At 67.7% G+C, this 8,793-nt stretch carries 13 protein-coding genes; 12 read left to right on the top strand and 1 reads right to left on the bottom strand.

Translation table 11 applies throughout. The features are described 5' to 3' along the window. The first annotated feature begins 581 nt into the window (after positions 1-581). On the top strand, positions 582-911 hold the full coding sequence (locus HMPREF2883_RS06320) for a helix-turn-helix domain-containing protein (RefSeq protein ID WP_141759051.1): 330 nt from the start codon (positions 582-584) through the stop codon (positions 909-911). Between the two features lie 257 nt (positions 912-1,168). On the opposite strand, the gene HMPREF2883_RS06325 is transcribed toward HMPREF2883_RS06320, so the two are convergent. After that, positions 1,169-1,807 (bottom strand): hypothetical protein, encoded by a 639-nt coding sequence (locus tag HMPREF2883_RS06325; protein WP_070659792.1) that lies wholly within the window; start codon positions 1,805-1,807, stop codon positions 1,169-1,171. A 146-nt stretch (positions 1,808-1,953) separates the two neighbouring features. Between HMPREF2883_RS06325 and HMPREF2883_RS06330 the strand changes: the two genes are divergently transcribed. From HMPREF2883_RS06330 to HMPREF2883_RS06385, 11 genes are all read left to right on the top strand, one after another. Next, the gene (locus HMPREF2883_RS06330) at positions 1,954-2,208 is read left to right on the top strand and encodes a helix-turn-helix transcriptional regulator (protein WP_141759052.1); all 255 of its coding nucleotides are present in this window, start codon (positions 1,954-1,956) and stop codon (positions 2,206-2,208) included. Between the two features lie 96 nt (positions 2,209-2,304). Further along, positions 2,305-2,727: a hypothetical protein gene (locus HMPREF2883_RS06335; RefSeq protein WP_070659796.1), complete on the top strand. Its 423-nt coding sequence runs from the start codon at positions 2,305-2,307 to the stop codon at positions 2,725-2,727. Further along, positions 2,724-3,203: a hypothetical protein gene (locus HMPREF2883_RS06340; RefSeq protein ID WP_070659799.1), complete on the top strand. Its 480-nt coding sequence runs from the start codon at positions 2,724-2,726 to the stop codon at positions 3,201-3,203. Before HMPREF2883_RS06335 ends, HMPREF2883_RS06340 begins: the two co-directional genes overlap by 4 nt. Before the next feature lie 319 nt (positions 3,204-3,522). After that, entirely contained in the window at positions 3,523-5,364 is a 1,842-nt protein-coding gene (locus tag HMPREF2883_RS06350; RefSeq protein WP_141759053.1) for a ParB N-terminal domain-containing protein, read from the top strand. Beyond that, positions 5,361-6,284 (top strand): hypothetical protein, encoded by a 924-nt coding sequence (locus tag HMPREF2883_RS06355; protein WP_141759054.1) that lies wholly within the window; start codon positions 5,361-5,363, stop codon positions 6,282-6,284. The genes HMPREF2883_RS06350 and HMPREF2883_RS06355 overlap by 4 nt, the downstream gene beginning before the upstream one ends. Beyond that, the gene (locus tag HMPREF2883_RS06360) at positions 6,281-6,919 is read left to right on the top strand and encodes a hypothetical protein (RefSeq protein ID WP_141759055.1); all 639 of its coding nucleotides are present in this window, start codon (positions 6,281-6,283) and stop codon (positions 6,917-6,919) included. Before HMPREF2883_RS06355 ends, HMPREF2883_RS06360 begins: the two co-directional genes overlap by 4 nt. Continuing rightward, on the top strand, positions 6,916-7,203 hold the full coding sequence (locus HMPREF2883_RS06365) for a hypothetical protein (protein ID WP_070659814.1): 288 nt from the start codon (positions 6,916-6,918) through the stop codon (positions 7,201-7,203). The genes HMPREF2883_RS06360 and HMPREF2883_RS06365 overlap by 4 nt, the downstream gene beginning before the upstream one ends. Further along, complete coding sequence (locus HMPREF2883_RS06370; protein ID WP_070659816.1) at positions 7,200-7,604, top strand: hypothetical protein; 405 nt, start codon at positions 7,200-7,202, stop codon at positions 7,602-7,604. The genes HMPREF2883_RS06365 and HMPREF2883_RS06370 overlap by 4 nt, the downstream gene beginning before the upstream one ends. Then, the gene (locus HMPREF2883_RS06375; protein ID WP_141759056.1) at positions 7,601-7,990 is read left to right on the top strand and encodes a hypothetical protein; all 390 of its coding nucleotides are present in this window, start codon (positions 7,601-7,603) and stop codon (positions 7,988-7,990) included. Before HMPREF2883_RS06370 ends, HMPREF2883_RS06375 begins: the two co-directional genes overlap by 4 nt. 18 nt (positions 7,991-8,008) lie before the next feature. Next, positions 8,009-8,404, top strand: coding sequence for a hypothetical protein (locus tag HMPREF2883_RS06380; protein ID WP_070659822.1), 396 nt, complete (start codon positions 8,009-8,011; stop codon positions 8,402-8,404). Positions 8,405-8,480: 76 nt separating this feature from the next. After that, positions 8,481-8,793: single-stranded DNA-binding protein (locus HMPREF2883_RS06385; protein ID WP_141759059.1), on the top strand; the 313-nt coding region annotated here is incomplete at its 3' end.

Genomic DNA, 8,793 nt, shown 5'->3' on the forward strand with positions numbered 1-8,793 from the left:
CGCCTTCAGGCTGCACGCCCAACTCATGCTCACGGCGGGCCTTCTCCGCCTCCCACTCGGGACGGTGGGCCACGACACGGGCCGCAGCCGCAGCAAGCGGCGGTGGCGGGGGTGCGTCAGGGCGAAGCGATAACACTCGTGCGTCACCGGAGACACCCGCATCACTCCCCGAAGCTTCACGGGTACCGTTACCTGGGCTTAGTGAAGGTGCAACCGAACCGGTACGGTCCGAGCTCGAACGAGTCGCCGCCGACGCCACTTCCGCTTCAGCAGCGGCTATGAACTCCGACCCACTCCGGCCGATCGCCCGCGCGATCGCAGAGATCTCACCAACCGTCGCAGGAGGCGTTCCGAGGCGCAGAATGATCGAAACCCGGTTCTGCGACATGCCAGCCTTCTCGCCAACATCCGCGTGCTTGGCGCCGGTCTCACGCACCGCGTCAGCAAGCAGTGACTGGGTTAGGTGATCGACGGGCCTGAGCTGCTTTGCACGTGCCATGGCTCCACAGTGACACAGCCGTTACCAAAGCGCAACCGAAGTAGGTTTGACATGAACCGAATTGGGTTTCATCATGTTGCCCATGACCTCAAACCCAATTCGGTTCGCCGACCTCGACCAGGAGGTGTCAGGCGTCGTCCGAGCCGAACTCGGACGCGCCCGCATCAGCCAGGGAGAGATGGCCTCCGAGATCGGCATGCATCCCAACGTATTCGGCCGCAAATGCCGCGGCCAGGTCGCCTTCTCCCCAGCGGAACTTGCCGTCGTCGCGGAGCACCTCGGCCTCACAGCCGCCACGCTCACCGCCGACGCGGAAGAGCGCTTCTTCAACACATCAACAGGCTCGCACGTCATGGACACAGCGTTCGCGGCTTCTTCTCCGTCGGCTACTTCCGGTGAGGAGGTGGCGTGATGCCTGACGTGACTGGATGGTCCGAGGAGGAGATCCTCGACTACGAGAACGGCTTGGCTGCGCAGGAGTCTCTGTCTTCCCCTCGGCAGGAGGCCTACCTCGACGCGTACCGCGTTGCCGCTATGCGGGCCATCGACGAGGGGCTCGGCAGCCAGTGGCTCAGAGACGAGGAGCACCGGCTACGGCACATGACCGTTCCCTGCCTCATCAACTACTCCACCCACGGGACAGGATCGTCCGTGTCCGGTCCCGAGATGTCAGCCTCGTCTTCGGGCGGTCTTGATCTTGCCCTGGCTTATGGAGAAGCGCTGCTGGAAGACGTCGCTGTGCGGTACCCCGGAGTCGGTCTCAGCAGTGATGGTGAATCGCAGGTCGAAGTGGTAGTTGCTTCGGATGCCGACGAAGCCGTCACTGACGACGACGGTTTGGTGCTTGCGGCTGCGTTTGATGTGTTCCTGGAGCGTGCCCTCGAGACCGAGGGGGAGCTTGCTGAGACCGGGCACAGTGTCGGCGCTGCCTGTAGCTATGACTTCGTGTCCATCGTCGACAGAGATGGTCACGTGCATCGCGGGGTGTGCGCTGTCATTGACGACGGTGACGGCGGGAGGCTCACCCTCGATCTCGATTTTCCAGCGGTACTGGATGTGGTCCGTAGTGGCGGCCAGCGCCCGCTCGGCGACCGTGTTCGCGTCGCCGGCTATGCGGTTGCCCTCCTGGGCGACGCAGGTTGCCTTCTGTGCCTCGGCGAGGCTCTTCGCGGCGACATCGTTGGCCTTCTCGGTGAGGCGGTTCGCCTCCTTCGCTCGCTTGTTCGCCAGGCCCGCAAGAAGCAGTCCGCCGATGCCGGCGACTCCGCTGACGATATCGATGATGAGACCAGGATCGATGCGGCTCATGGCTCCTCCCAGGTAAAGGACAACAGCGCTCAGAGCGGGGACTCGGGTCAGCCGCCAACGGATAGTGGCGACAAGTCTATCGACGAGGTCTCTGTTGGCTCCGTCAGCACTGACCATCAGGGCCTGCTCGACGATAGGGGCAAGCGATGAGCGCGATGACACTGGACGCGCTCGCGGAGCGCCTGGATCGCCTTGAGAAGCTGTTGCTGGCGGGCGCCGTGGAGGAAGTGCGCACTCTCAACGTGACGGAGGTGTGTCGCCTGACCGGGCTGCCTAGGAAGGCGGTGCTGGCTGCCATCCGGACAGAGGATCTGCCCTCGATCGAGTTCGGGGAGAGGACCAAGGTGGTCCGCCCTCATGACCTCGACCTGTGGATCGAGAGCCACGAGCTGCGCGGGTGACCGCGTGCACCTGCCCTGGCAAGAGGGCGCCCCGCGCTGTGTGCGTCAGCGGCGGGGCGAAGGAATCAACCAATGAATCCGCGAAGGAGTATACCCATGGAAACCCGTTACACACCGCGTCACCAGCGCAGGTCCCGGCTGTCAGCCATAGCCGTGTCTGTTCGTAGGGCCCTGCGTCTGCGCCGGGAGTACCGAGAGGTGAGCATTCTTGATGTCCTGGCCGAGGAGCGCGGAAGCGTTCCGACGCCGTCCCTGTCGTCTCGGCAGGCCCGGTGGGGCGCCGTCCTGCTGGCCTTGGGAGCCCTGCTGATCTTGGGGAACCTGGTCGTTTGCCTGACCCGAGCGTGGGCCTTCTCCGGGCTGGCGATCCCCGCCGTCGTCCTTGTGGGCACCGGGGTGATCATGCTGGAGCTCTCACCGGAGGCCGGCGTACGCCCCTGGTGGGAGGAGCCTGGCATCGGTGACACCAGTTCTGTTGAGGCTGCTGGCTCGGATGACCCGTCGGGGGTGGCGGCATGAGCCGGCGGAGGTCTACGAAGATCGACTGGTCCCACGGCCCGGTCCAGTGCGTCGCCCGGGGCTGTACTACGATGCTGCGTCCCCGCAGCCAGCGCGCCGAGGGCGAGTGGGCGAACACCGTGCGACACAAGAGCTATGGCATGTGTTTCAAGCACTGGCAGCAGGCCGCCATAGCCGAGGAACGTACCTCCGCGCGGCTGCGTACCCGTTGGGGGAGACCTGAGATGACGATCCGAGGCTCTGCGGCGACGGTGTTCTGGCCGCTGCCGGCTGAGGGGACCTGGCTCGGGCGGGAGAAGCGGGATCTGGAGCGCTGGGCGCGAACGGAGCTGGAACGCCTCAGCTACCGGGTGACGGGACAGGTGGTGTTCACAGTTCATCACGGCCAGGACCCGTTCATCTCAGCGGTCTTCCGCGTCCGGGACATTCCTCCTCACCAGCCCTCACGAGCAGCACGGACGGCGGTGGCAGCGTGAGTGGGAATGTGCAGTCGGGGCGGCGTCGGGATCTGTGGCAGGCGTTGACGCCTTTGCAGCAGTCAGAGGCGTTGCGGTTGACGGTGGCGGTGATTGCGTCCGCCGTGTCGGGGTCGGCGCAGGCGGTGGCGTCCTGCCTGGCTGAGGCTGGGCGCGTGGCCCCCCAGGTGGAGGCCCATGTGCTGTGGGCGGCGCGTGAGCTGACTGGGCCGATGAGGCTGGTCGGTGACACGGAGTCGGTGTCGTCGAGGTGGCTCGAGGAGGGCGCGCGGGTGCGCGCCAGGCAGCGCAGGGCCAGTGTTCAGGAAGGACTGTTCTCATGACTGCGACAGTGAAGCGGCCGGTGATCGGCGTCGACGACGAGCAGGCCCGCCTGGTGGTGTTCGCGCTGCTTGATGCGGCCGGCGGAGAGCCGGCGGTGGAGATCTCCCAGGCGGTGCTGGCCCAGAGCACCGGGCTGGACCGTCGGACCTTGCGCCGGGTGCTGGACCGGTTGGAGGCGGCCGGCTGGGTGGGCGTGGAGCGCCCCGCGACCCCTAACAGCCCGGCTGTATACGGTATCGCCGGCCTGGCGCAGACCTGCCGAGATGTGGGTCTGACCCCGCCGGTGCCCGTCTCGCCGGCCGTGGTGGAGCAGGGCCCCAGGGTCCTGTCCCGCCAGGAGGCCACCCACCCTCTGGACCATGTTGTGGAGGGGGCCCGCTACCTGGTCAACCCCGAGTACCTGCAGGCCGGGGAGAACGTGCGCCGTGACCTGCGGGCGGGCAAGGGCTTCCTGGAGACGGTCCGCGCTCACGGCGTGGTCAAGGACATCGACGTCTACATATCCCTGACGGGCATGGTCGTACTGGACGGTCACCGCCGCCTGGACGCAGCCCTGACCCTGCACCTGGAGAGCGTGCCGGTGCGGGTGGTGCGGGTCGATGACGAGGCCGAGCGGATCGCCAGCCAGCTGATGGTCAATGACGAGGCCGAGCACTGCAACAGCGCGGAGCGGGCCGACGCGATCCAGCAGCTCGTGCTCCTGGGCGTACCTGCCCAGGACCTGCGCAGGCGGGGTATCCGGGGTGAGGAGGTCGCGGCCGCCAGGGCCGTGGCAAGCGCCCCGCAGGCCGTGCGCCAGGCCGCCGTCGAGCGCCCGCAGATCGACCTGGTTGGGCTCGGTCACCTGGCTGAGCTAGCCACCGACGCCGTGGAGGACTCACCGGTGGTGGCCAAGGCTGTCGCCGATGCGATCGAGCGGCCCGACCAGGTCGAGCACATCGTCGCTCGGGCTCGTGCCGAGGCCGAGGAGGAACGGATCTTGGCCGACAAGCGCGCTGAGCTTGAGGCCCAGGGGATCCGGGCCATTGAGGATGCCAAGGAGTGGTCCCTCTATGACAAGGGCCAGCGCCTGGACTCCCTGGTCGATGAGCATGGTGAGGTGCTGACCGAGGCGACGCACTCCTCCTGCCCCGGCCACGTCGCCGTGGTGTACCCCACCGTCACCTGGGAGGGTGACCAGCGCAAGGTCACCGGGACGCGGGTCGCCTTGTGGTGCACCGACTGGAGGGCCCACGGGCACCGCAACCGGTGGGCCCGCAACACTTCCGGGGCGACCTCAGGGCCCATGGAGGAGGAGCAGCGCAAGGCCAGGACGGAGAAGATCCGCCGCAACAAGGCCATGGACGCCGCTAACGGCGTGCGCCGCCAGTGGATCCAGGACCGGCTGCTGACCTCGGGCACCCGCCTCCCGGCGGTGGCCTGGCGCTCCAGGCTGCCGCTGTACCTCTTCCCGGTGCTGCGCTGGACCCACATGAGGGTGTCGTCCACCGCCCTGGAGAAGGGCAGGGAGCGGCTGGCCTGCGACCTGCCCTCGCTGAGGGCGGTGCTGCCGACGGCACCTGCCGCTGAGGTGGCCCTGCTGACCTTCGCGCTGGCAGCGATGGAGGGCTCCATCGAGAAGGACACCTGGACCGACACCAGGGGCGTGTCCGCCATGATGACCCGCCTGCACCTGCGCTTCCTCGAACAGCTCGGCTACACCCTCTCCGACGTCGAGGCCGACTACTGCCAGGACGTCGAGGATGCCACCGACGCCAGCGACCTGCACCAGGTCCCCGGCACCAAACCCACCACCAAGACCACCAGGACGGACCAGGCCGAGGAGGGCCAGTCATGACACCAACAATGGCACCGGGGCTGAGGGCCACGGTATCGGCCGTGTGCCGAGCAGAGGACCTGACCGCAGCGATCAAGGCGGTCATCCCGCACGTGGGCAAGGAGAAGGACGGCGGCGGGGTGGAGCGCGTCCGCGTGGTCGCCGACGTCGAGCGCATGCGCCTGGCGCTGGTCGCGACCAACCGGCAGCGGGCGGCGGTCGCGCTGGTCCCGCTGCTGGAGGTCGACGACCCCACCGAGCAGGGCACCGAGACGGACACGACCGAGGGCCTGGACTTCACAGCCCCGGCGCTGAAGGTCATCACCCAGGTGTTCAAGTCCACCGGCACTGAGCGCCTGCGCCTGGATATCACCGCCCAGACCCTGCAGGCCACCGACGTCGACGGGCTCCTGGAGGGCCGCACCATCCGTATCCGCGCCCAGGGCGAGTACTTCGACGAGAGCGGCCTGGACCGCGTCGACGGTGCTGCCACTGTGCTGCGCGTGTGCGCCGAGCCGGTAGCCCAGGAGGCCTCCTTCCTGATCCCCGAAGACCAGCTCGCCGCATGGAAGGCCACGGCCACCGCCCTGGGCGGCCTGCCCCTGGTGGCCACCGCCACCGGCCACCTGCTGGTGGCCTCCGGGGCGTTGGAGTCCCTGATGGGCCTGACCGTCCTGGCTACCGGCGACGCCTACGGCACCAGCGAGGTGTCCCTGGGCGTGCCCGCCTGCGACGGCCCCGCCGTTGAGGCCCTCATGGACCTTCTCCTGGATGGCACCCCACCCGGCGGAGAGCCTGCCCGCGAGGCCGAGCACACCCTGGTCACCGAGATCCAGCACTGGATCCGCACCCAAACCAACCCCACCAGCACCACCGAGACCTCCGGGAACACCGAGGGTGACGAGGGCGACGAGGGCCCGTTCGGGGGCGACGCGGCATGAGAGTGCACCTGAGCATTGACGCCGACCTGTCCGAGGGCATGGAGATGACCGCGACCGCTCCGGCGCCCAGCGTTGACGCGACCAGCCGGGACGGCGTCGTCGCCGGCCAGCGCCGTGAGGTCCGCGTGGTCTCCCAGATCCTGAAGATCATCACCAGCTACCTCGACGGTGACGACCTGGACCATGACGGTATCGACGAGCTCACCGACCAGGGAGTCCAGTTCACCGCCCGCACCCTGCGCACACCGATGGCAGGTGTCGCCGGCATCAGTGACGCGCCGGCCTGGTATGACCGGCAGCGGGACGGTGAGCTGACCGCCCTGGACCTCGTGGCCGGCCACGCCTCGCCAGCCAACGGGCTGGTCCTGGTCGAGGTCTACACCGCACAGGGGCATGAGGCGTGCCGTGCGACCACCCGCCTCCTGGGCGAGGAGGACGTCACGTTCACCGAGATGTCCGCCGAGAGCCACCAGAGCCTGCTGCTCTCCCGGGGCATCACCACCACACCGGCGGTCGTTCTGCGGGCGCCGGGGTCGGGGCGGCGCATCATCACCTCCTGGCAGGGTCACCGCCCAGACCTCATCACCCGCTACCTCACCGACGACGAAGTCCCGTTCGGGGGTGACGCGGCATGAGGATCACTATCCGTGTCGAGCTCGATCACCAGGATGGGATCGAGGCGACCCTGACCGCTCCCTCCCAGTCCGTCGACGCTTCCTCCCGCTCCGACGTCGTGGCCACCAAGGACTGCGAGGTCGCCCAGGCATTCTCCTTACTGAGCTTCCTCGATGACGCCCTCCAGGGACGTGTCCGGGGCGGCGACTCCTTGGGGCAGTGGCTGCGTGACAACGGTATCCGGGTCGACTTCGGCCCGCTCAAGCCTGCCCCCACGAGCCAGGTGCAGGAGGTGGCCTCATGAGCCCGGAACCGGTCTGGGAGGCGGTGATCCGCCTTGCTGCCAGTGACGTGCTGAACCTCAACGACCGGGAGCACTGGCGACTGAGAGCCAACAAGAGCAAGCACATTCGTCAGCTCGCCAAGCAGATCGCAAGGGCCTCGCGCGCACCGCACCTTAAGCGCGCTCTTCTTACTGTCGAGATCGCTTTCCCTGACCGTAAGCGCCGGGATCCGCACAACTGGATGGCCACGGTCAAGCCCATCGTCGACGGTCTGGTCAAAGCGGGTGTCCTGCCCGACGACGACGCCGAGCACCTGCTCGGCCCGGACCTGCGCCGTGCCCCAGCCGTCAGCGAGAAGAACCTGGGGCAGTCGATGTACGACTTCCGGCTGCGTCTCTATGACAAGGAGGTCCAGCCGTGAGTGCCTCAACAGCAAAAGGTGCCCGTCGAGTGCTCATCGACTTCTCCTCCGGCCCCATCCACTGCCGCTCCTGCGGCGCCGTCATGCGCCCCAGTAAGGGCATCACCAACGGCTGGCCGGCCTCGACCGTTCCCTACGGGCGCGCCGGTGAGTGCAGGAGCTGCGTCACCCCGGCGACAGCCGAGGCCGGGCACGCGGATGAGGCTGAGACTGCCACCGCCGTCGAGCAGCCCCTCTCCCCCACCAAAGCCGCTCCGACACCCAACGCGGTTCCTCGACGTCGACCGCGCCACCGTTTCGACTACCGGCCCCCGACGGAGAACCTCTGCTTCTCCTGCGGACGCCCCATCAACCCCCTCACTGGCGAGTGCCGGTGCTCCGACTGACCAGACAAGGAGACCTTCATGTCCACTTTCACCGTCGAGGCCATCAGCGCAGCTGAAGTCGTCGGTACCTGGCGCAAGTTGCCCATCACCGTCCAGGCAGCCCAGCTGACCGGCGATGCGGTTCATGACCATGCCGTCTACCAGTGGATCGAGGACAACACCCTGGGATCCTTCGATCCACTGAAGGTTCTGGAGGGCCGCGTCCCCGCGCCAGCCAACGGTGTGAGCATCGACCCCGCCACTGGGCACTTCCTCGTTGCTACGGCTGAGGGTGTCATGCATGCTCCCCAAGGGTGGTGGATCATCCGCGGCGTCGCCGGGGAGTTCTACGCCTGCGATCCCGCTGTTTTCACCGTCACCTACGAGCGAGTTCCCCAGTTCGTCGGTGCTGAGAACGAGGCTGGGAAGGCATGAGCGTCGCCGTCATCGTCGCGGCCGTGGTCGTCCTGGGCCGCCGCCTCGCCCACCACCACTCGAGGGGGTGCAGCTGATGGCCGGTGAGACCGTGCTGACTCTGGTCGGGAACCTCACCGCGGACCCCGAGATGCGCTTCACGCCCTCCGGGGCAGCGGTGGCCTCCTTCACGGTCGCCTCCACGCCGCGTACCTTCGACCGCCAGGCCGGCGAGTGGAAGGGCGGCCAGGCCCTGTTCATGCGCTGCTCGATCTGGCGCGACGCCGCGGAGAACGTGGCCGAGTCGCTGACCAAGGGCACGCGCGTCATCGTCCAGGGCCGGCTGGTTCAGCGCTCCTACACCACTCGTGAGGGCGAGAACCGCACGGTGGTGGAGATGCAGGTCGATG

The organism is Actinomyces sp. HMSC075C01 (genome assembly GCF_001812965.1).
Taxonomy (GTDB): domain Bacteria; phylum Actinomycetota; class Actinomycetes; order Actinomycetales; family Actinomycetaceae; genus Actinomyces; species Actinomyces acetigenes.

Bases quoted from the DNA above. Each gene is read 5' to 3' on its own strand.
- HMPREF2883_RS06325 (WP_070659792.1), bottom strand. From the start codon at position 1,807: ATGAGCCGCATCGATCCTGGTCTCATCATCGATATCGTCAGCGGAGTC.
- HMPREF2883_RS06335 (WP_070659796.1), top strand. From the start codon at position 2,305: ATGGAAACCCGTTACACACCGCGTCACCAGCGCAGGTCCCGGCTGTCA.
- HMPREF2883_RS06365 (WP_070659814.1), top strand. From the start codon at position 6,916: ATGAGGATCACTATCCGTGTCGAGCTCGATCACCAGGATGGGATCGAG.
- HMPREF2883_RS06380 (WP_070659822.1), top strand. From the start codon at position 8,009: ATGTCCACTTTCACCGTCGAGGCCATCAGCGCAGCTGAAGTCGTCGGT.
- HMPREF2883_RS06320 (WP_141759051.1), top strand. From the start codon at position 582: ATGACCTCAAACCCAATTCGGTTCGCCGACCTCGACCAGGAGGTGTCA.
- HMPREF2883_RS06370 (WP_070659816.1), top strand. From the start codon at position 7,200: ATGAGCCCGGAACCGGTCTGGGAGGCGGTGATCCGCCTTGCTGCCAGT.
- HMPREF2883_RS06330 (WP_141759052.1), top strand. From the start codon at position 1,954: ATGAGCGCGATGACACTGGACGCGCTCGCGGAGCGCCTGGATCGCCTT.
- HMPREF2883_RS06350 (WP_141759053.1), top strand. From the start codon at position 3,523: ATGACTGCGACAGTGAAGCGGCCGGTGATCGGCGTCGACGACGAGCAG.
- HMPREF2883_RS06355 (WP_141759054.1), top strand. From the start codon at position 5,361: ATGACACCAACAATGGCACCGGGGCTGAGGGCCACGGTATCGGCCGTG.
- HMPREF2883_RS06340 (WP_070659799.1), top strand. From the start codon at position 2,724: ATGAGCCGGCGGAGGTCTACGAAGATCGACTGGTCCCACGGCCCGGTC.
- HMPREF2883_RS06360 (WP_141759055.1), top strand. From the start codon at position 6,281: ATGAGAGTGCACCTGAGCATTGACGCCGACCTGTCCGAGGGCATGGAG.